We start from the raw sequence: 21,261 nt of genomic DNA on the forward strand, positions 1-21,261 counted from the left end.
CTGGTTTTTTAAAACGATATTATTACGCAAGAACCATATTGGGTTCTGCAAAAGCAACAGGTGAGCCTGCTGCTTCTTCGAATGTTGCCCATTCCCATGCTTCTTGATCAGCAAGTACAGCACGCAATAGTTGGTTATTTAAACCATGGCCAGATTTATAAGCACGGAACTCACCCACAATGGCATGTCCACATAAGTATAAATCACCAATTGCATCTAGCACTTTATGGGTGACAAATTCATTCTCAAAACGTAAACCTTCTTCGTTTAAGATGCGGTATTCATCTAATACGATGGCACAGTCAAAGCTGCCGCCTAGACATAGGTTTTGCGATTGTAAATATTCGATATCGCGCATAAAGCCAAAGGTACGAGCTCTAGAAATGTCTTTAACAAATGCTTGAGATGAAAAATCAAACAACATACGTTGCTCATCAGATTCAATCGCAGGGTGATTAAAGTCAATTTCAAAGTCCATACGGAAACCATTATAAGGTACAAACTCTGCCCATTTATCGCCATCTTCAAAGCGCACAGGCTTTTTGATACGAATAAAACGTTTTGGCAAGTTTTGAGTTTGAATCCCAGCTTGTTGTAATAAATACACAAACGGGCTCGCACTACCATCCATAATTGGAATCTCTGGCGCATCCACTTCAACAATAATGTTGTCGATACCCATGCCCGCTAGTGCAGCATTTAAGTGCTCTACGGTTGAGATGCGTACACCTTCGTCGTTCACTAATGCTGTACACAGCACAGTATCACGCACAGAAGCTGGATCTGCAGGGAAATCAACAGGTGGATTTAAGTCAGTACGACGATAAATGATGCCTGTGTTTGCTGCTGCAGGGCGAAGAGTTAGCGTGACTTTACGACCAGAGTGGAGACCCACACCAGTTGTCTTAACTATTTCTTTCAGAGTACGTTGTCTGATCATCTGCTTGCCTCTTGTCAGTACCGCAAAACACGGTCGATAACTAAACCGACCGTCTATGCTACCAGAATTTTGAACACTGTCAAATTAATGGTTATTTGTTAATCAGCCTGACGACGCAAAAATGCAGGAATATCCAGATAACCGCTCTCTTTTTCTGCTTTTGGAGCAGCGGCAGTATTCTGACCTGAACCCATTGCTGGTTGAGCAACATTATGAGTTGTAGGTTGCGGCTTAACCTCTACTTTTTCTTGTACAGGTTGCGCTTTCTCTTCAACTCGTGCTGCTGGTTGTGCGGTAGGCTGCGCCGTTGGAGCAACTTTCGCTTTACCACCAGCAACTAAAGTAATGTCTGGTTTTTTCTCTGTACCGATACCTGTTGCAACAACAGTAACACGAATTTCATCGGTCATATCAGGGTCAAGAGAAGTACCAATTACCACAGTTGCGTTGTCTGAAGCGAAGGCTTTAACTGTATTACCTACCGTTTCAAACTCATCAAGACGCATGTCTAAACCAGCAGTGATGTTAACAAGTACACCACGAGCGCCAGCTAAATCAATATCTTCTAATAATGGACTAGAAATTGCTGTCTCAGCCGCTTCTTCTGCACGATCTTCACCGCGAGAAACACCGCTACCCATCATTGCATGGCCCATTTCCGACATTACAGTGCGTACATCGGCGAAATCGACGTTAATCATACCTGGACGAGTAATCAGCTCAGCAATACCTTGTACTGCATTTTTTAATACATCATTCGCGCTAGCAAAAGCTTCAAGTAAGGTAATACCACGACCTAATACTTTCAGTAGCTTTTCATTTGGAATCGTAATTAAAGAATCAACATGCTTTGATAATTCTTCGATTCCTTGCTCAGCAAAAGCAAGACGCTTCTTGCCTTCAAAGCTAAATGGCTTAGTAACAACAGCAACGGTTAATACACCGAGCTCTTTTGCTACTTCAGCAATAACAGGTGCTGCACCAGTACCTGTACCGCCACCCATACCTGCTGCGATAAATACCATATCGGCGCCGATCAGAACTTCTTTAATTCTTTCACGATCTTCTAGAGCGGCTTCACGTCCCACTTGTGGGTTAGCGCCTGCACCTAAACCTTTGGTGATATCGCCACCAATTTGAATAACACTATTTACACTTGTTTTCTTCAGTGCTTGAGCGTCAGTATTCACGCTAATGAATTCTACGCCTTCAATAGACTCACGTACCATGTGCTCAACGGCATTACCGCCACCGCCACCAACTCCAACGACTTTAATTACTGCTTCGTCAGACATTTCCGTAATCGGTTCAAACATTGTTATCTCCGTTTATCCTGCAATCCAGGTTAAAACTCTTTTTGTATCCAGTTACGCAACTTTGCAAATAAGCTTGATACAGATGAATGCTTTGGTTCGCTATATTCACCCTCATCACTTATTTGGCAATCTTTTGCGTAATGAAGTAAGCCAACAGCCGTAGAATGACACGGCTCTTTTACATAATCGGTTAGGCCACTCACTTCAAGTGGTTTGCCTACTCGGACTTGGTTGCGGAATACTCGTTCCGCACACTCAACTAAACCTTCAATTTGTGCCGCACCGCCGGTCAAAACTACTCCAGCAGCAAGGTGATGTTTAATCTCGTTTTCACGCAATGTGGTCTGCACAGTGTTAATCGTTTGATTAACAAGACCCATTAATTCAGCATAGCGTGGTTCGATAACTTCAGATAAAGTTTCTCGTTGTAAACTTCGTGAAGGTCGACCACCTACGCTAGGTACGTTAACCGTATCATCCTTGCTCACTAACTCACTTAGTGCACAGCCATATTGAACTTTTATCTCTTCGGCATCACTGACAGGAGTGCCAAACGCAAAAGCAATATCACTGGTTACGGCATTTCCTGCATAAGAAAATACTTCGGTGTGACGTAAAGCGCCGCCAGTCCATATGGAAACATCCATAGTGCCAGCACCAATGTCTACCATGCAAACACCCAGTTCACGTTCATCTTCAGTTAAAACAGCGTGACTTGCTGCTAAACCAGAAAAGACGATTTGTTCAACATTTAAGCCACAACGCTGAACTGCTTTAATAATATTACGTGCCATATCATTATGACACGATATTATGTGCACGCTCACTTCCATACGAACACCGGATAAGCCAAGTGGATTTTTAATGCCTTCTTGGTAATCAATCGTGAACTCTTGGGGTATCACATGTAAAATTCGTTGTTCATCGCCAATCTTAATTGATTTGGCGGTATGGATCGCACGATCCATATCATCTTGGGTAACTTCTTCGTCTGATATCGTACCCATGCCTTTTTCTATTCGGCTTGAGATGTGCTTACCTGATAAAGAGATAAACACTCGACGAACCTGACATTCAGCCATAAGGCCAGCTTGGTTAACGGCGCTTTCTACTGATTTAACAACCGATTCAAGATCGTTAACACCGCCTTTATCCATACCTCGAGACGTACTTGAACCCGACCCAAGGATATTGATTTTACCGTCAGGTAATACTTCACCCACTAATGCGGAGACAGTGGCTGTGCCAATATCGAGACCAACAATAATATTGTCATCTGTGACCTTAGTCATCTGTACTCTCTCATTCTGAACTTTATTCTGAGAGCCAACCTATGGCTGCTCCCGTATCGTATCTTAGATCTATATAGCTCACTTGTTCAGATTCGCTACCTAGACGATTGTATAATGAGATAAAGCGCGCAAGACGTTCATCCAGCGACTCTTTTCCAAGCTCGAGACGAATCCCATTATCTAAAATCATTTGCCAAGCTCGACGCTCATTTAAAACAACTGAGGTAATAGATAAACCTAATAAGCTTACTTTAGGGCTCACTTCACGCCAGACGTTCAACACCTCATGGCTACTTCCTTCTGGCCCATAAAGCTTTACCCTCTCACCGATGACCTGACCGAGGTCACCATGAAAAATGTCGCCTTTATCATCTAATAACGCATTGCCATTCCAAATCGCTGCCGCTTGATACTCAGTTAAAAAAATCTTAACGGTATCCGGCCATTGCTTTCGGATTGAAGCATGAGAAACCCACGGGATCTGCTGCACAACGGTTTGCAACACATCAATATCTTGAGACATAAAAGTGCCAATATGATCCAGCTGCGCAAAAGACTGCTGAACATCTTGAGCACCAACGTGAGTTAACTCTCCCTGTAAAATAATTTTAGATAAAGGTAGCCTTTCTTCATCCCACATCCAAGAGAGCGTGGAATGCAAAAGCGAACCGATTAATAACAGCACCATTAATAAGAAGATCATGCCACCAGCATGCTGTCTAATTACTGGGTAGGTGGTATTTGAGCGGTCTTCGTTAAGTATCATATCGACCAAGGTCCGCACCTCTGTTATGTGTTCGCTATTTATTCTCTAGTTAATCATAGAGGTAAAGCCATCATTATAACTTCAAGATTATACTAAGCTTAAACAAACTATCAAATGCTGATATCAAAAAATATCAGCATATATTCAACTATTATTAAATCTGAGCACTAGAACACAGTACGTGCAGATTCATATAATTAGTTTTGCATTTTATTGATATTTAACTCTAGTTGAGCCAATTTCTTAGCAATTTTACCAACATCGCCTGCGCCCTGTGTAAGCACCAAGTCATCATGCTGGACAATATTGGCTAGCGCTTCTGGTAAATTATTGATGTCTGAAACAAAAATTGGTTCTAATTTGCCACGACTACGAATCGTACGACATAAAGAACGCCCATCCGCACCCGCTATTGGTGTTTCACCAGCTGAATAGACATCGAGCATAATCAGTACATCAACTTCGTTTAATACGTTAGCAAAGTCATCATAAAGATCACGAGTACGCGTGTAACGGTGAGGTTGGAAAATCATCACAAGACGCTTATCAGCCCAGCCCATACGAGCAGCTTTAATCGTTACATCAACTTCTGTTGGATGGTGACCATAATCGTCGACCAACATTGCAACACCATTACCAGTGTCAAATTCTCCTAAATGCTCAAAACGACGCCCAGTTCCTTGGGTTCCAACCATGGCGCGTAAAATAGCCTCATCAGAGATATCATCTTCCGTTGCAACGGCAATCGCAGCAGCAGCATTCAATGCATTATGACGACCAGGTATATTAAGCGTAATCGATAGATCAGCTTTACCATTTCGCACAATCGTAAACTGACCTTGCTGACCATTCTGGCTGTAGTTCTCTAGACGCACATCCGCATCTTCGGAGAAACCGTAAGTGATCACTTGACGACTTACCTTTGGAATCAATTCACGAACCACAGGATCATCAATACACATGACGGCTTGACCGTAAAATGGCAAGTTATGTAAGAAATCAATAAAAGTCTGTTTTAATACTTCAAAGTCACCACCATAAGTATCCATATGATCGGCTTCAATGTTAGTCACGATGCTTACCATTGGCTGCAGGTGTAAAAATGACGCATCACTTTCATCCGCTTCTGCAATCAGAATGCGACTTGAACCTAAACGGGCATTAGTACCAGCACTTTTAACTAATCCACCATTTACAAACGTTGGATCTAGTCCAGCTTCAGAATAAATCTGAGTCACTAGAGCGGTGGTTGTCGTTTTACCATGTGTACCAGAAACCGCAATACCATGACGAAAACGCATTAATTCAGCCAACATTTCAGCGCGGCGTACTACCGGAATACGTAACTCTCTTGCTGCCACTAACTCGGCGTTATCTTCCGCAATTGCCGTCGATACAACGACAACACTCGCTTGTTCAACATTGCTCGCTTGATGGCCAAAAAAGATCGTTGCGCCTCTATTGGTTAAACGCTCAGTCACAGGGTTTGCTGATAAATCAGAGCCGCTAATTTGATAGCCTTCATTTAGCAGTACTTCGGCAATACCACTCATGCCTGCTCCGCCAATACCAACAAAGTGGATACACTTCACTCGGCGCATTTCTGGAATCATCGCGCGAATTTGAGTTAAGTTTTGAGTATGTTCAATGGTCATCAATGTTTTCTCATTATTCTGTTAAGGCAACAATAGCCTTGGCAACGGTTACATCGGCGTCGAGTTTTGCGGCTTGACGAGCTTGTGTAGCCATTGCAAGTAAATCGTCACGATCTAGACCTTGAATGATTTCGGTCAATTTTTCAACAGTAAGATCGCGTTGTTCTATCATTTCTGCGGCTTTGCACTCAACTAAGTGATCAGCATTCAACGCTTGTTGGCGATCTTTGTGCATAAATGGGATAAATATTGCCCCAACACCTGCGGCTGATACTTCTGAAACGGTTAGTGCACCCGAACGACATACTAGCAAATCCGCCCACTGATAAGCTTGAGCAACATCATCAATGAACTCAACCACCTCAACATTGCCCTGTTTATCATCATGAGCACGATAAGCCTCAATGACACCTGCTTGGTTATTTTTACCCGCTTGGTGAAGGACAGCATAATTGTCACCTAACTGAGCAAAAACATCCGGCATTGTGGTATTGAGGATTTGTGCACCTTGACTTCCCCCCATCACAAGAATGCGGATAGGTCCAGTACGCTCATTTAAACGTTGGGCTGGATCGATAATCGCCACTACATCTTCACGTACCGGGTTGCCAACAACAGGTGCATTCGGGAACGCGCCAGGAAAAGCTTGAAAGACTTTTTTAGCGATTTTAGATAGCCACTGATTGGTTAACCCAGCGACGGCATTTTGCTCATGCAGTACAACAGGAATGCCTAATGTCCATGCCGCAATACCACCAGGTCCACTGACATAGCCACCCATACCAAGTACTGCATCTGGCTTCCAACGCTGCATATGACGACGCGCTTGCATGATGGCATTAATAATTTGAAATGGTGCTTTTATTAGCTTGCCCAAACCTTGACCTCGAAGACCTTTCACCTTGATGAAATCAATCTCAATGCCGTGTTTAGGAACTAATTCCGCTTCCATTCTATCTGCGGTGCCTAGCCAACGAATATCCCAGCTTTGTTGCTGTAATTTCTTTGCTACGGCTAAGCCAGGAAAAACATGTCCCCCAGTACCACCAGCCATAACTAATAAGCGTTTATTTTTATTCATCATTATCGTCTAACTACTGTCTGTTTATTACGTTAATTATGAGAGTTAACTCGTCGGTTTAGGTGCTTCTAATGCTTTAAGTTCCGCTGGCGCTAATGCTAGCAATGCCTCAGGATCGGTTTCAGGTTGAATCACTTTTATACGGCACTCATGATCGATGCGCAGTAAGATAGCAACCGCAACGGACATAACAATAAGACTTGAACCACCATAACTGATTAATGGCAGTGTTAAGCCTTTGGTTGGCACCATACCAGACGCGGCCCCGACATTAACTAAAGTTTGGAAAGCAAACCAAATACCGAACCCAAATGCCACATAACCACCAAATAACTCATTTTTCTCAAAGGCTCTTTTACCAATAAAGATCGCTTTAAACACTAGGCTAAAAATCAACAGTAAAATACAAGTGACACCAATAAAGCCCAACTCTTCAGCCATTACAGCAAAAACAAAGTCAGTATGCGCCTCTGGCAAATAAGCAAGCTTCTGAATAGAGTTACCTAAACCTTGCCCTGTCCACTCTCCACGTCCAAATGCCATGAGTGATTGGGTTAACTGGTAGCCCTCACCAAATGGTGTACTCCATGGGTCCAAGAACGAGGTAACACGGCGAAGTCGATAAGGCTCAAAAAGAATGAATCCAACAATAACCACAACACCAGCGCCAACCAAAGCCATAAACTGCATCAATTTCGCTCCAGCAATAAACAACATGCCAAAGACGGTAATAAACATCACCACGATCGTGCCTAAATCTGGCTGCCAAATCAGTAGCACACCTAACAGAGAAAAAACGAAAATCGGCTTACCAAAACCATGTTTAAAGTCCTTTCGTACCCGATCGTTTTTACGAGTTAGGTAATTAGCCATATAGATAAAAAGCGCTAACTTGGCCACTTCTGCAGGTTGTAGATTAAACAGCCCTAAAGGTATCCAACGAGAGGCACCATTAACTGAATTACCTACCGCTAAAACCGCGCTTAATAACAAAATAGAGATGCCCAATAAGTGTGGTCCATATTTAAACCACAACTTTATAGGTATTTGTACAATAACGCCGGCAGCCCCCAAGGCTAAAACCAAAAACACCGCATGACGAAACATGAAGTGAAAAGGTTGATCGGTCAGGCGGTTACTAATTGGAAAGGAAGCAGAAGTCACCATCACCAGCCCAGTGAGCATTAGAGCCAAGGCAATCCACACTAACTGACGATCGAATAAAGCTTCTGTCGGCTTTGTCGTCAGCCAATCTATTGTTCGATTTTTTATATGATGAAAACTAACCAAATCGCTACCTATCCCTGAATTGATTGTGAGTAGTGCTGAGCAAGTTGTGTAAACGCATCGCCTCTTGCCATGAAATTAGCAAACTGGTCAAAACTCGCACAAGCCGGTGATAGCATAACCATATCACCAGCGACTAAATCTTCTGAGTAGCTTTCAAGCGCTGAACCCATATCAGCAAAATACTGGCTTGAAGGATGCAAAGGTAAAAACTCTCGACCATCTTTACCAAAACAGCCCAGCTTAACATTTAACTCTGTGAGTATTGGTGCCAACTCAGAAAAGTCCGCCCCTTTACCAACACCACCTACCAATAGGTAGAGAGTGCCTGCATAGTTAAGCCCAGATAAAGCGGCTAATGTGCTCGCTACATTGGTCGCTTTGGAGTCATTAACCCATACGATGCCATTATTATTGGCAACAACTTGGCATCGATGTGTCAACCCCGTGTAAGACTTAAGACCATCCAAAGCTTTTGCGTAATCAACGCCACACTGTTCCAGTAACGCGAGGGCTACAAGCGCATTAGAGAGATTATGACGACCAACGAGATTCAATTCAGATGCGGCAATAATTGGCTGCCCATCGCGAGATAACCAACACTCACCCTCTTGCTCTAATAAGCCAAACTCTTTGTTATCAAAACCAAAGGTAAGCGTATTAATTTGCGTATGTTCAGGGAAGGTCTGCCTATCATCTCGATTCACAATAGCCGTTTTTGCATGTTCAAAGATTCGCAGTTTAGCTTGGCGATAATCATCCATGCCTTGATAGCGATCCATGTGGTCTTCAGACAGGTTTAAAAACGCTGCGGCCTGCAATACAAGCGATGAGGTAGTTTCTAATTGAAAGCTGGATAATTCTAGAATATAAAGGTCAGCATCAAGCTCTAATAGATCCAGTGCTGGAATCCCTATATTACCGCCAATAGCGGCATCAACACCTGCTGATTTGGCCATCACTCCCGTTAAATCGGTAACGGTACTTTTACCATTCGAGCCTGTAATGGCGACGACCGGCTTATCAACAGCCCACGCAAAGAGCTCAATATCACCGACAACGGGTATACCTTGATCAATAACGGCTTGTATCTCAGGTGTCGCTAAAGCAATTCCTGGATTGGCAACGACAAGATCAGCATGAGCAAGCCAAGTGTTATTCCAACCACCGCAATGTAATTCAACACTAGAGGGTAAAAGCTCTCGACTCGGCGGATTAGCGCGCGTATCAATCACTTTAACCTGAAGATGAGGTTGGTACTTAGTTAAGTGTTTAACCACTGATAAACCAGTGATACCAAGTCCTACAACCACTACATGACGAATCTGTTCCCAAGCTTGCATGCCGACTTCCATTGTTCTCTACTGTGACGATTAACGAACTTTCAGTGTCGCTAAACCAATTAAAACTAATACGATAGAAATAATCCAAAAACGCACGATAACACGTGGCTCTGGCCAACCTTTTAGTTCGTAATGGTGATGGATAGGTGCCATGCGGAAGATACGTTGACCACGCAGTTTATAAGAGCCAACTTGTAAAATTACCGACAAGGTTTCCATAACAAAAACACCACCCATGATAACCAGTACAAGCTCCTGACGAACCAATACCGCAATCACACCCAGTGCGCCGCCCAATGCTAATGAACCAACATCGCCCATAAAGACTTGCGCTGGGTAGGTGTTAAACCATAAGAAGCCAAGCCCTGCACCAACAATGGCGGTACATACAACAACAAGCTCTGAAGCGTGAGGAATATAAGGAATATGTAGGTAGTCGGCAAAATTCACATTACCGGTCGCCCAAGCAATAATGGCAAAGCCTGCAGCTACCAGTACGGTAGGTAAAATCGCTAAACCATCAAGCCCATCGGTTAAGTTAACCGCGTTACTGGTACCAACAATCACAAAGTAAGTTAATACAATGTAGAAAAGTCCCAATTGCGGCATGACATCTTTAAAGAACGGCACAACGAGCTGAGTTGCAGCGGTGTCATGACCATGCGCGTAGAGAGCAAAAGCAATCACAAGTGCAATAGCCGATTGCCAAAAATACTTCCAACGCGCCACTAGGCCATCGGTATTTTTACGCACGACTTTACGATAATCATCCACAAAGCCAACCGCACCATAACCAAGTAAGACAGCCAAAACAGCCCAGACATAAGGGTTAGATAAGTCTGACCATAGTAAAACGGTTATCACGATGGACGCTAAGATCATCACGCCACCCATGGTTGGCGTACCACGCTTACTAAAGTGAGACTCTGGTCCGTCGTTACGTACAACTTGACCAATCTGCATCATCTGTAAGCGGCGGATCATTTTTGGTCCCATCCATAGGGAAAGACCTAATGCCGTTAAAATACTCACAATGGCGCGAAATGATAAATATTCGAATAATCGAAAAAAAGAAAAATATGGCTGTAGTAATTCAGAAAGCCAAATAATCATGAAAAGTTCTCCTGTAAAGCAACCGCTACTTGGCTCATGCCTGCACTATTTGCACCTTTAACTAATAAAGTATGCGTCTGATTTTCATCTTGTGCTAAGTGTTGCTTAATGTATGTAATCATTGCGCTGTGGGTCTCAAAATGTTGCCCCCCACAAACCTCACTAATCACCTTAGTATCCTTACCATAAGTAAGAACATGCTCAAATGCGAATGGGGCAGCATATTCCCCGACTTGACGGTGAAGTGCAAGACTTTCGTCGCCTAATTCCGCCATATTACCCAAAATAAGCCAACGCTGACCGGCAAAGCTAGCCAGTAAGTCTACAGCAGCCTTCACTGCTGGCACACTGGCGTTGTAGCTATCATCAATGAGAGTCACACCTTCTGTTAACGACTCAACATCCACTCGCCCTTTGACTTTCATTAAATGAGTTAAGCCCGTGACAATGTCCGATAAGCTCGCACCCAATTGCGTTGCTAAAATAGCCGCAGCAAGGGCATTAGCCACATTGTGTGCACCGATAATGGTCAACTGGATCTCAGCATGCCCGACTGGCGTATGCAAAGTAAAGCTTGGCTGGCCCTGTTTATTTAACTCAATATCGGTGGCAAAGTAATCCGCTTGGTGATTGGACTTCGAAAAAGTGATCAGATTTTTATCCGCTAAAATAGCCTGCCAGTGCTGCTCACCGTGACTATCTAAATTAATCACAGCCGTTGCATTTTCCGCTAAGCCTTGGAAAATTTCACCTTTCGCCTTTTTAACCCCATCTAATGAACCAAACCCTTCAAGATGGGCAGCAGCAACATTGTTCACTAAGGCAACATCTGGCTGTACCAATTGAGTGGTATAAGCTATTTCATGCTGATGATTCGCACCCAGCTCAATAACGGCATAATCATCTTGCGGTGTTGAGCGCAATAATGTTAATGGCACACCAATTTCATTATTAAAATTACCCGCAGTAAACAGCACCTGACCTTTTTGCATCAGAATACTTGCCGTCATCTCTTTCACGGTTGTTTTACCACAACTGCCAGTAATCGCGACCGTCGGTGTATCACATTGCTGATGTACCCAAGCACCCATTTTACCTAATGCTTGCTGAGTATTATCAACCTGAATTTGAGGAATATTAAGCGCTAATGGTTTCGACACGAGTAATGCACTCGCGCCATTATCGACCGCTTGCTGAGCAAAATCGTGAGCATCAAAACGCTCACCAATTAATGCCACAAACAAGGAGCCTGTCGTCACTTTACGTGTATCGGTGGATACATCATTAATCACACAATCATCACCAATAAGCTGACCGTCTAAAACCGCAGCTAATTGCAATAAAGAAACTGGTATCATGAACTTAATCCTAAAAGTTGCTGCGCTGATTCACGGTCAGAGTAATGAATAGTACGACCTTGCATGATTTGATAGTCCTCATGCCCTTTCCCCGCTAACAATATAATATCATTAACCCCGGAATGTGCTAAAGCGTGCTGCAAGGCTTGTGCTCTATCATGCTCAATCACAACATTGTCGGTACATGTCATACCCGCTAACATATCGCGAATAATTTGCGCTGCTGATTCACTGCGCGGGTTATCATCGGTTAAAATACAGCGATCGGCATACTGCTCGGCTATCGACGCCATCATCGGTCGTTTACCAGCATCTCGATCACCGCCACAACCAACAATCACCCACAACTGACCAGAACAATGCACTCGCAGAGCCGATAATGCTTTTTCTAATGCGTCAGGAGTATGCGCATAATCAACCACGACTTTCGCTTTATTGGCTGCTTTAAATAGCTCCATACGACCCAGTACTGGCTGTAATTTCGCCGCGCTCGCCATCAGTTGTTGAGAGGAATAACCTAAACTCAGTAGCGTTGCAAATGCCAGCAAGACATTACAAGCGTTGAACTCACCAATCAGTGGCGTACTAAGTACCCCCGATTGCCAAGTGCCATCAAACTCGATGCGAATACCTTGCTCGGAATAGTCGATATGCTCTGCCCATAAACAACGATGCTTGGCTTTATGCTCTGTCGCAATTGGGGCAAGAGAGACAGCAATCGCATTATCAACTTCATCTAACCAACGCAGCCCGACCTCATCATCAATATTAATCACGGCTTGTTGGCAGTTATGCGCTGTAAACAAACTCTGTTTAGCCTCTGCATAAGCCTCCATTGTGCCGTGATAATCAAGGTGGTCTCGACTTAAGTTAGTGAAGATACCAGCAGCAAAAGAGAGCGCTTTAATTCGCCCCTGCACTAAGCCATGTGAGGATATTTCTAAAGCAGTATAACGTGCACCTTGCGCAGATAACTGACTAAGGGTGTGCTGAATTTCTAACGCACTGCCTGTGGTATTAGCCGCTGGCTGTAAATTATCTAAAAAACCATTTCCTGTTGTTCCCATGACGGCAGCAGGCTGATCAAGTAACTCTAACCACTGAGCGATTAACTGCGTGATTGTGGTTTTGCCATTTGTGCCTGTCACACCAATCAGAGCATTCTCACTTGCTTGCTGATGATAGAAGCGTCCGGCAAGAGCGGATAAGTGCTGATTTAATTCTTGAATATAAACAATGGCAACACCATCCACCCACTCAATGCTACCGTGAGGATTACGCTCGCAAGCTTCAGCAATAACACTGGATGCCCCTTGTGACAGTGCGCTTGAAATAAACTTTCTTCCATCGACCGCATGACCGATTACTGCCACAAAAGTGTCCCCACTGCCAACCTTACGACTATCAAGTTCAAGGTGGGAAATAAGTAAGTTATGTACAGGAGAGTCGCTTATATCCACCCAAGGTGAAATTAGGGTAGCAAAGCGCATCGTATGGCTCATATGGTCACCGATTAAATAAATCATCAAAAAAGGGGCATGAATCACTATGCCCAATTAAATTTCCTACACAGTATTGTAAGTAAAGCAATCTTTTTAATACTCTGCGGGAAAGTCGTTACGTTTTATTGTTTAAATTGATTGCCATCAGGTGCGACATTTAAAATTTGCAACGCACCCTTCATTATTTCAGAAAAAACAGGGCCAGCAACAGCACCACCATAGTAAAGATCACCCTGTGGCTCATTTACAATCACAACCAATGACACTCTTGGGTTCGATACCGGAGCAAACCCAGCAGTCACAGCAACATATTCATCACTATATCCACCAGAGGTCGCTTTACGTGATGTACCTGTCTTTGCTGCAATGCGATAACCTGGCACTGCCGCTCGAGTTGCTGTTCCCCCTTTTTGAGTCACGCCCTCAAGCATACTAATGACTTTATCAGCACTATCTTGGCTAATAACTTGCTGTGAGAGGTTTTGATCATTTTCGGCAATCAAATGAATAGGCTCATAAAGACCACGGTTCGCCAACGTTGCATAGGCATGAGCAAGTTGAATAGGCGTCACTGAAATACCGTAACCGAAAGCTAACGTCGCAATTTCAAAATCAGACCAACGGCGACGGTTAGGGAAGATACCGGTTACTTCACCGATTAGGTTCAAACCAGAGACTTCTCCAAAACCTACCCCACTATATAAACCCAGCAGATCGTCTAGCGGCATATCGAGTGCCAGTTTAGCCACGCCAATATTACTGGATTTTTTTAAGATAAGTGCAAGGTCGGCTTTGCCAATTTTCGAGGTGTCACGGACTCGGCTACCACCAATTTGCATAATGCCGTTGCCGGTATCAATAATACTATCCATATCGGCAATACCATTATCAAGCGCAGCAGCAACCACAAAAGGTTTGATGGTTGAACCCGGCTCCATTGAGTCAGTGATAACTCGGTTACGCATCTTAAAGCTTTGTAGGTCACTACGGTTATTCGGGTTATAAGAAGGGGCATTGACCATAGCTAATACTGCACCCGTTTTTACATCCAATAAAACGGCCGAGGCTGATGTGGCGCGATAGTCGGCAACCGCTTGTTTAACCGCGCGGTAAGCAATCGCTTGTAGGCGCTGATCGATAGTCAGCTGCAAAGGGCTACCTTGTGTGCGCTCTTCTAGCGAGATATTTTCCACCACTTGACCAAAGCGATCCTTACGAATGGTTTTAGCGCCCGCTTCACCGGTCAAATGCTGGTTGTAGCTGTGTTCAATCCCCTCAAGACCAGCACCTTCAATATTGGTCACACCAATCAAGTGTGCACTCACCTCACCCGTTGGGTAGTAGCGGCGAGATTCAGGTCTTAAACCAATGCCTGGGATTTTTAACTCACGGATATAATTGGCCATAGCAGGGCTTACTTGGCGCTGCACGTAGATAAAACGGCGGGTTTTGCTTGAAGTGAGTCTTTCGATTAATGCTTGGCGGTCTTGACCAAGTACATCGGCTAATGCAAACCAGCTCTCTTCGTGAATACGATCGCCTGCGTCATAAATCACCTTAGGATCGGCCCAAACGGCTTCCACTGGCACACTGACCGCTAAAGCTTCACCATTACGGTCGGTGATCATACCGCGTGCTGAATGCAGTGTTTGAGTTCGTACTGAACGCATGTCACCTTGACGAATTAAATTATCTGGTTCAATGACTTGGATATAAGCAAGGCGCGCAACCAGACCTAAGAGAATCAGACCGGCACAAAAGAGAATAAAGTTAAAACGCCACTTAATTAATACTGGACCGGTATCTTCAACAGTTGGAGGGGCGATACGTTTATTGCTTGTCTTCCCTGATTTTTTATCATTCATCTTAATGAGATCACTACTTCTTTATCGGCATCTGGACGCTTCATATCCAGCTCTTTTCTCGCCATACTTTGCACTCGACTATGCTCGGCAAGTGCTGTTTCTTCTAGAATAAGGTTACGCCACTCATTATCAAGGCTATCGCGTTCAGTTAGCTTTTGATCGCTCTCTGAAATCGCTAATCGTGTGTGATGGGTTGAAAACACCACCGCCATTGCTGATAAAAAAATACAAAGCAGTAACAGTAATGGCACGCGCCCGACTGTGACAATATCCATTGCAATTAATTTCGCTAAATTTGGCGATGATGATTTCATACGACTTCCTGAGTATTAAGCCGGTAGCTTTTCAGCAATTCGTAATACTGAACTACGCGAGCGAGTGTTCACATCCACTTCATTTTCTGAAGGTTTGATAGCCTTACCAACCGGTTTCATGTTTGGGCTACCTAACGCTTTGATTTGTGCTTCTGTCAAAGGGATACCGTGTGGCACTTGTGGGCCTTGGCTTTCTTTACGAATGAAACGCTTAACCATGCGATCTTCCAGCGAGTGGAAGCTGATAACCGATAGACGTCCTTCAGGAGCAAGAATGCTTGCCGCCCCTTTTAACGCCGTATCAATTTCTTCTAATTCACTATTGATGTAAATACGGAAAGCTTGGAAAGAGCGTGTTGCTGGGTGCTTTTTCTCTTTAAAGCTTTTTGGCGCGGCATCTGAAATCAGTTTTGCCAATTGACCTGTGCGTGTTAGTGGCTCTTTTTCTTCGTCATCACGGTGAGCAATGATCGCTTTTGCAATACGGCGAGCGTGTTTATCTTCACCAAACTCACGAATAACCCAAGTCACATCATCTAAATCCGCTTCTAGCAACCACTGAGAAACCGGAATACCTGATGTTGGGTCCATACGCATATCAAGTGGACCATCTTTCATGAAGCTAAAGCCACGCTCAGCATCATCAAGTTGTGGTGATGACACGCCTAAATCCAATAAGACACCATCGACTTGACCAACCAGGTCATAACGCTCAGCGTACTCTGCCATGCCCGAAAATGGACCATGGATAATCGTAAAGCGAGGATCATCAATTTTTTGCGCTTCTGCTATCGCTTGAGGATCACGGTCAATACTAAATAAACGACCATTTTCACCCAGTTTCGATAAGATGTTACGGCTATGACCGCCACGACCAAATGTGCCATCGATGTAGGTGCCGTCTGGCTTAATTGCTAATCCGTCTATCGATTCATTAAGAAGTACGGAAATGTGTTGGAATGATTCTGTCATAGTGTTCTCATTGGCGAATTTAAGCCATGGTTAGGCATAGGCTATCGTTTGACGATACTTTAGTGTACTGATTTCACGCAGTATCGCCACTAATTGCAGCGTATATGTGAGAATGTTATGCGAGTTTATGACAATTGCGTAGGAATTAAGTCAATAAAACGCAAAAACCCACCATCACGATAACGTAATGGTGGGTCTTGGAATAGGTGGAGTTGACATCATAAGCCGGGTTCTGTTCCGCTTGCGCGGTGATAGCCATTCGTCTAGGCCAGCAATCGCTCACTGGCTCAAGCAACCTACCCGCCTCCATACGCGAGCAACGCAATGTGAAGGCCTATTTGGTCTTGCTCCGGGTGGAGTTTACCTTGCGATAGACTGTTACCAGCCATCCGGTGCGCTCTTACCGCACCCTTTCACCCTTACCTGTGCCCGAAGGCCATCGGCGGTTTTCTCTCTGCTGCACTTGTCGTGGGCTCGCGCCCCCCAGGCGTTACCTGGCACCCTGCTCTATGGAGCCCGGACTTTCCTCCCCTCCATCAGTCTCCCAAAGGACATCAATGAAGCAGCGACCATCCAGTCAACTCCGAGGCGGATTGTATAGACAAAGATCCTCAGTGTCTATCCTCATCCGCGAATCAAGCTTGATTTCAGTTTAAATGCACAAAAATAGAGCAAAAGCGATTTATCTACCGTGAAAATCCACCTCAAATAAACTCAAAATCTCACTTGATGACGACAATGAAAACTACAAACCGTTTTCCAATCCCCATTTATACAGGGCATTTTTTTTCAGGCTGTAGATTTCAGCCGTCATTGCTGCCGCTTTTTTCAGTGGCAATTCTTTAACGAGAATACCCAAAGTGCGTGTTGCTTCGCTTGGTAAATCGTCACTTTTATCACTACGGAAGCCGTGAATAAGCAGCACCATTTCGCCACGTTTACGGTTATCATCCTCTTCAATCCACGCAATTAGCTCGCCTAACGGTGCTCCATGGATAGTTTCGAAGGTTTTAGTGATCTCACGCGCCAATACAACTTCGCGATCTGGACCAAGTACCGCTAACATGTCTTGTAGGGAATCCATAATGCGGTGCGGTGACTCATAAAAGATACAAGTACGCTCAGCTTCGATAATTTCAAGTAACTTATCACGGCGTCCTTTGCTTTTTGCTGGTAAAAAACCTTCAAAGCTAAATCGATCTGAAGGTAAACCTGAAGCACTTAATGCGGTAATAACTGCACATGCACCAGGTAATGGCACAACTTTGACGCCAGCTTGACGACATTGTGTCACCAGATGGTACCCTGGATCACTAATAAGCGGAGTACCCGCATCAGAAACTAAAGCGATAGATTGACCTTCAAGTAACTTTTCTACTAGCACTTGTGCTTTTTGTTGCTCATTATGGTCATGTAGGGCAAACGTTCTGGTTGGGATATTGAAGTGTGCGAGTAGCTTACCTGTATGACGGGTATCTTCTGCAGCGATAACATCAACACTCGATAGCACCTCGATGGCACGTTGGGTTATATCACCCAAATTACCGATTGGGGTGGGTACAATATAGAGGGTTGGGATCTCTGCAGGTAAAGTTTTATTATCTGTCATTTGTTTACCATCACTTCAACGATTAATATAAAGACAATTTTACACGGAATTATAAAGAACTCATGGCAATGATGAACCACAAGAGACTCAGTGTACCACGCTTACTAACTCCGATTGCACTAGCAATTGCATTAGCGGCGTGTTCTTCACAACCAACGCGCGTTGAAACGCTGGATATTACCTCTATGCCAACGCAATCAAGCCAATCTTATCTGATGCAAGCCGATAGCTCTGAAGGTAGCTTGCAAAATGACTTGCTGATTATGGCATTGAAGGCATCGTTGCAAGATGGCAATACTCAACAAGCTGACTTGCTGATTAAACGTATTTCAAAGCAAAATTTATCGCCTTTACAACAAGCAGAATGGCTACTGCAGCGTGCACAACTACAGCTCATCAATGGTCAACCGGAAGCCGCTTATAGCCAACTAAATTTCCGACAATCATGGACACTAACGGATAATCAGTGGAAAAGTTACCACCAGATAAGAATTCAAGCATTAAATGAGTTATATAGCCCATTTGAGGTGACACGAGAAAGTATCGCGCTAAGTAAGTATCTATCAAACAGTGAGAAAGCGGACATTGCCGAGCAAGTGTGGCAGAACTTAAGTAGCTATTCGCTTGCCGAACTTAATGCATTACCGACGAGAGCGAGTGATGTCGTGCTTAACGACTGGATTGAACTCGCGACGATTATGAAGAGCCTAAACCACTCTCTGCTTCAGTTACAAACAACAGTACAGCAGTGGCTTAATGATCATGACACGCACCCAGCGAACCTCTACACACCAATCGCGATTCAAGATGTCTTAGCACTAGAGATAACCAAACCAACGCGCACAGCATTACTACTGCCGTTAACGGGGCGATTTGCTCAGCAAGCTCAACTGGTTCGTGATGGTTTCATTCTCGCTATGATGGAAGATTCCGATCGTGACCCAAACGCAACCTTAACCGTTATTGATACCAATATTCATAGCGCAGATGAAATTAAAGCTAAGGTACGTGAAGCCAATATCGACTTTCTTGTTGGTCCATTGGTAAAAGATAATATTGAGCTCCTACAAGAAGCCCAATTAAAAAGTAATAACCCAATTCCAGCACTTGCGCTTAATATACCAAGCACCATTGAAGCGGGTACAAACACATGTTACTTAACACTATCTCCAGAACAAGAAGTGGCACAGGCAGCTAAATATCTATTTGAACAAGGCTATGAATTCCCACTAATTTTAGCACCTAAAGACAGCCTTGGTGAACGTGTCGTTGATGCCTTTAAGCAACAATGGAAAGAATACAGCGATCATGATGTTGCAGTGAGCCGTTTTGATAAAAAACAACAGTTACAGTTGAACATCAATAACGCTTTTGGTCTGCAAGATAGCCAGCAACGTATTGCTCAAATCGAAAAGTTAATGGGTGTACCACTGGAAACTCAAGCTCGTAGCCGTCGTGATATTGATGCTGTTTATATTGTTGCAAAAAGCTCTGAGCTAACGTTAATTAAACCGTTTATTGAAGTGGCGATTAACCCAGATACTAAGCAACCTCAACTCTTTGCCAACTCACGCAGCAATACCGGTAGCAAGCAATACGAAGATCTTACTGGCGTTATTTATAGTGATATCCCAATGCTAATCGATGAGGATGCAAAGTTAGATAGCTCCCTTGAGCCACTATGGCCAAATAGCTCAAATGCAAAAAAACGCTTACAAGCACTGGGAATGGATGCTTATAACTTAATGGGTGAACTTCCACAAATGAAAGCGATTGAAGGGCATGAACTAAAAGGCAAAACGGGCATATTGACCATTAATGATCAGTGTGTTGTACAGCGAGAAATTAGCTGGGCAACCTATGGGGCTCTTTAGTCGCACTAAACAAGCTCAACATACCCGCCAAATTGGCAATCAATATGAAACCTTGGCTGAGCAGTACCTCGCTCGTCAAGGACTTATCTTGCTTAAGAGAAATTTCATCGCCAAATGTGGTGAAATTGATCTTATAATGCGAGACACCAATACGCTTGTGTTTATCGAAGTTAAATATCGTAAGCACACTCAGTATGGTCATGCAGCACAAGCGGTTAATGCCAAAAAGAGACAACGTTTGATTAATACCGCACAATTGTGGCTCATTAAAAATAATTTATCTGTTCACTCAACAGACTTTCGCTTCGACGTCATGGCCATTCATGATAGCGGCAAAGAGATTGAGTGGATAAAAAATGCGATTACTCAAGGATAATCAATGCACGATAGCATTAAAGAAAGTTTTACTGAAAGCATTCAAATTCAAATTGCAGCAGCAGAAGCCCTGCCTGATGCCATTACTCATGCCGCTCAAGCGTTAGTTTCAAGCCTACTTAATGGCAGCAAAGTACTGTGTTGTGGTAATGGTGGTTCTGCCTCAAACGCACAACAGTTTGTATCTTGCCTATTAAATCGCTTTGAAACTGAGCGACCAAGCTTACCAGCCATGGCACTCACAGCAGACAATACCACACTGACTGCCGTAGCAAATGACTACCACTATGAAGAGATCTTCTCTAAACAAGTACGCGCTTTTGGTCAACCTGGCGATGTGTTGCTTGCTATTTCAACCAGTGGTAATAGTAAAAATGTTATCAAAGCGATGGAAGCGGCAGTAACTCGTGATATGACGATCATTGCCTTTACCGGTAAAGATGGTGGTGAAATGGCAGGTCTACTCGGTGAACATGATGTGGAAATTCGTATTCCTTCTCATCGCACTGCACGAATTCATGAAGTTCACATGGTGACGCTACACTGCCTGTGTGACCTTATCGATCAAGTATTATTCCCTACTCACGAAGAGTAATTAG

At 43.9% G+C, this 21,261-nt stretch carries 18 protein-coding genes and 1 other RNA gene; 3 read left to right on the forward strand and 16 right to left on the reverse strand.

From position 1 onward, the window contains the following. Positions 1-22 precede the first annotated feature (22 nt). The 16 genes from lpxC to rsmI form a co-directional block, all read right to left on the reverse strand. Positions 23-940 (reverse strand): UDP-3-O-acyl-N-acetylglucosamine deacetylase, encoded by a 918-nt coding sequence (gene lpxC / locus BCU68_RS14720; protein WP_102565502.1) that lies wholly within the window; start codon positions 938-940, stop codon positions 23-25. A 98-nt stretch (positions 941-1,038) separates the two neighbouring features. Beyond that, the gene (gene ftsZ, locus BCU68_RS14725; protein WP_102565503.1) at positions 1,039-2,256 is read right to left on the reverse strand and encodes a cell division protein FtsZ; all 1,218 of its coding nucleotides are present in this window, start codon (positions 2,254-2,256) and stop codon (positions 1,039-1,041) included. A gap of 29 nt (positions 2,257-2,285) precedes the next feature. Next, the gene (gene ftsA / locus BCU68_RS14730; protein ID WP_102565504.1) at positions 2,286-3,548 is read right to left on the reverse strand and encodes a cell division protein FtsA; all 1,263 of its coding nucleotides are present in this window, start codon (positions 3,546-3,548) and stop codon (positions 2,286-2,288) included. Between the two features lie 22 nt (positions 3,549-3,570). Then, a complete protein-coding gene (locus BCU68_RS14735) occupies positions 3,571-4,323 on the reverse strand; it encodes a cell division protein FtsQ/DivIB (protein WP_241901386.1) in 753 nt (250 codons plus the stop codon). Positions 4,324-4,511: 188 nt separating this feature from the next. Further along, positions 4,512-5,969, reverse strand: coding sequence for a UDP-N-acetylmuramate--L-alanine ligase (gene murC / locus BCU68_RS14740; protein ID WP_102565505.1), 1,458 nt, complete (start codon positions 5,967-5,969; stop codon positions 4,512-4,514). A gap of 13 nt (positions 5,970-5,982) precedes the next feature. After that, entirely contained in the window at positions 5,983-7,050 is a 1,068-nt protein-coding gene (gene murG / locus BCU68_RS14745; RefSeq protein WP_102565506.1) for an undecaprenyldiphospho-muramoylpentapeptide beta-N-acetylglucosaminyltransferase, read from the reverse strand. Between the two features lie 45 nt (positions 7,051-7,095). Next, positions 7,096-8,340, reverse strand: coding sequence for a cell division protein FtsW (ftsW, locus tag BCU68_RS14750; protein ID WP_198591747.1), 1,245 nt, complete (start codon positions 8,338-8,340; stop codon positions 7,096-7,098). 8 nt (positions 8,341-8,348) lie between these two features. Further along, on the reverse strand, positions 8,349-9,680 hold the full coding sequence (murD, locus tag BCU68_RS14755) for a UDP-N-acetylmuramoyl-L-alanine--D-glutamate ligase (protein WP_102565507.1): 1,332 nt from the start codon (positions 9,678-9,680) through the stop codon (positions 8,349-8,351). Positions 9,681-9,710: 30 nt separating this feature from the next. Further along, positions 9,711-10,793: a phospho-N-acetylmuramoyl-pentapeptide-transferase gene (gene mraY, locus BCU68_RS14760; RefSeq protein ID WP_102565508.1), complete on the reverse strand. Its 1,083-nt coding sequence runs from the start codon at positions 10,791-10,793 to the stop codon at positions 9,711-9,713. Continuing rightward, positions 10,790-12,151 carry a UDP-N-acetylmuramoyl-tripeptide--D-alanyl-D-alanine ligase gene (gene murF, locus BCU68_RS14765; protein WP_102565509.1) on the reverse strand — a complete coding sequence of 454 codons (1,362 nt, stop codon included), beginning with the start codon at positions 12,149-12,151 and terminating at the stop codon, positions 10,790-10,792. Before murF ends, mraY begins: the two co-directional genes overlap by 4 nt. Further along, positions 12,148-13,653 (reverse strand): UDP-N-acetylmuramoyl-L-alanyl-D-glutamate--2,6-diaminopimelate ligase, encoded by a 1,506-nt coding sequence (gene murE / locus BCU68_RS14770; protein ID WP_102565647.1) that lies wholly within the window; start codon positions 13,651-13,653, stop codon positions 12,148-12,150. Before murE ends, murF begins: the two co-directional genes overlap by 4 nt. A gap of 122 nt (positions 13,654-13,775) precedes the next feature. Then, positions 13,776-15,518, reverse strand: a complete 1,743-nt coding sequence (locus tag BCU68_RS14775; protein ID WP_102565510.1) for a penicillin-binding transpeptidase domain-containing protein — start codon at positions 15,516-15,518, stop codon at positions 13,776-13,778. Continuing rightward, entirely contained in the window at positions 15,515-15,832 is a 318-nt protein-coding gene (gene ftsL, locus BCU68_RS14780) for a cell division protein FtsL (protein WP_102565511.1), read from the reverse strand. The genes BCU68_RS14775 and ftsL overlap by 4 nt, the downstream gene beginning before the upstream one ends. A 15-nt stretch (positions 15,833-15,847) precedes the next feature. After that, positions 15,848-16,804, reverse strand: coding sequence for a 16S rRNA (cytosine(1402)-N(4))-methyltransferase RsmH (rsmH, locus tag BCU68_RS14785; protein WP_102565512.1), 957 nt, complete (start codon positions 16,802-16,804; stop codon positions 15,848-15,850). Positions 16,805-17,008: 204 nt separating this feature from the next. Beyond that, positions 17,009-17,389: RNase P RNA component class A (gene rnpB, locus BCU68_RS14790), an RNA gene on the reverse strand. Between the two features lie 160 nt (positions 17,390-17,549). Beyond that, on the reverse strand, positions 17,550-18,413 hold the full coding sequence (rsmI, locus tag BCU68_RS14795; protein WP_102565513.1) for a 16S rRNA (cytidine(1402)-2'-O)-methyltransferase: 864 nt from the start codon (positions 18,411-18,413) through the stop codon (positions 17,550-17,552). A gap of 62 nt (positions 18,414-18,475) precedes the next feature. Between rsmI and BCU68_RS14800 the strand changes: the two genes are divergently transcribed. Genes BCU68_RS14800 through BCU68_RS14810 form a run of 3 tightly spaced genes read left to right on the forward strand, consistent with a single transcriptional unit; the run spans position 18,476 to position 21,257 of the window. Next, on the forward strand, positions 18,476-20,287 hold the full coding sequence (locus BCU68_RS14800; protein WP_198591748.1) for a penicillin-binding protein activator: 1,812 nt from the start codon (positions 18,476-18,478) through the stop codon (positions 20,285-20,287). Then, complete coding sequence (locus tag BCU68_RS14805; protein WP_102565514.1) at positions 20,274-20,663, forward strand: YraN family protein; 390 nt, start codon at positions 20,274-20,276, stop codon at positions 20,661-20,663. Before BCU68_RS14800 ends, BCU68_RS14805 begins: the two co-directional genes overlap by 14 nt. Before the next feature lie 3 nt (positions 20,664-20,666). Continuing rightward, complete coding sequence (locus BCU68_RS14810) at positions 20,667-21,257, forward strand: phosphoheptose isomerase (RefSeq protein ID WP_102565515.1); 591 nt, start codon at positions 20,667-20,669, stop codon at positions 21,255-21,257. Positions 21,258-21,261 lie beyond the last annotated feature (4 nt).

Origin of the sequence: Vibrio sp. 10N.286.49.B3 (genome assembly GCF_002873395.1) — a bacterium.
Classification (GTDB): domain Bacteria; phylum Pseudomonadota; class Gammaproteobacteria; order Enterobacterales; family Vibrionaceae; genus Vibrio.